This is a genomic window from Capnocytophaga sp. oral taxon 329 str. F0087, from assembly GCF_000213295.2.
Taxonomy (GTDB): domain Bacteria; phylum Bacteroidota; class Bacteroidia; order Flavobacteriales; family Flavobacteriaceae; genus Capnocytophaga; species Capnocytophaga leadbetteri_A.
The window spans coordinates 1-1,428 of sequence record NZ_KN390106.1 but is presented as its reverse complement, the minus strand read 5'-3'; the positions used below and the strand labels follow the sequence as shown (position 1 = coordinate 1,428).

General features: G+C 33.6%; 1 protein-coding gene and 1 pseudogene. Both read right to left on the bottom strand.

Annotation, left to right across the window (positions count from 1 at the left end; translation table 11 throughout):
* Positions 1 to 249 (bottom strand): annotated as a pseudogene (locus HMPREF9074_RS11605) (hypothetical protein); the annotation flags it as partial.
* Positions 250 to 252: 3 nt separating this feature from the next.
* A partial coding sequence (locus HMPREF9074_RS11600) for a DUF2931 family protein (protein ID WP_034541081.1) occupies positions 253 to 1,428 on the bottom strand: 1,176 nt, incomplete at its 5' end.

Below are 1,428 nucleotides of genomic sequence, written 5' to 3'. Positions count from 1 at the left end.
CCATTTGGTATCACCTCCATATATTCTTATATTGCTGCGATTGCCTTCTTTTAGTATAAAGCCATCTTTTCTGAGTAAGGGGTATAGATTCCACTTATGAGCTTCTCCAAACTTGCATTCTCCCCAAGCTGTGGTGGCTAATAAGAAGAGTTGCTGGTCAATAGAGGTCTCTAAGGTGGTCTTGGCAAGGTCGCGCTTCTCTATCAACGCCTTGAAGTCTATGGGGGTTTTGTAGTAAGTGCCTTTCATAGATTACTCTTTTGGATATAATTGGATGTCAAATGTACTATTAAATAGCTCAAACTCTACATTGGGGATTTCTTGCATTATATCATCTTTTTTTAGGTATAGCTTAGGATTTTCAAATTTTTCATCTATTTCTAAATGTAGATCAAAGGGCTGTTTTCCTATCCTTTCATAAAACTCCTTAAAAAGCTTTACAAGTTGTTGCTCTCGTTTGCGATATTGGTCATAAGGTAAAACAGAAAACTCCTTACCGCCTACATTACCTGGAAATACCCTAAACTCATACCTCCCTCCAGGAGCATCAAAAGTAGTTGCCAATTCAATAGGAATAGGCTTAGGTTCAGGTGTAATAAAATAATTCACTTCATTAAGTTTTAACCTCCTCTCAGCATTGATAAACACAACGTGATTCTCTTCTTCTCCAACTATTTTTTCAGGATAATCATTTCTATCTACTAAATGAAATGTAAAGCGCCAAGGATATTTCACACTAATTTTATCCCAAATATCAGTGGGAATAGTATTATTCTTTATTTCATTTAATGTCTGCTTAGGTAATTCTTCCTGAAAGAATTTTACATATTCCAACCTTGTATCTTCTCCTGCTACTGTCCCTTTCATTAGTCGCATTTCCCTATGAAAAGCATCATCATCCTTAACTATATATTCTTCTCCTTGGTAAATTCCTAATAAAAAGGTATTCACACCATACAAATACAACATTACTTTTCCACCTGGAATAGGTACTACCTTAAAGTCAATGCCTCCTCCATCTCTGTAAATATATTCCTCCTGTTCAAAAATAGCTTCAATATACTTATGGTCTAAATCAAACTCACCCTTAAAGAATTTATTCTCAGCATAAGAAAACCATTTAATTTTCATTTTATGAGGTAGTGGACGAAATTCATCCCCCACTATCATCATCCCTGCATCACCAAATAAACGACTTCTTAACAGTTGACCAGTAGGAATATTTCCTCCTCTTCCGATCGGATCAGTTAACTCTCCATAGATTATTTCCATTGGATAACCATCATCTGCAGCTGTTAATACCAGCCATTCATAGTTATTATTCATATTATTATATATCTTTTTTACATAATCTGTATTTTTAAAATAAAATAAAAATATAGAAAAAATACATACTATGATTATTATACTATTTTTTTTCATAATAAA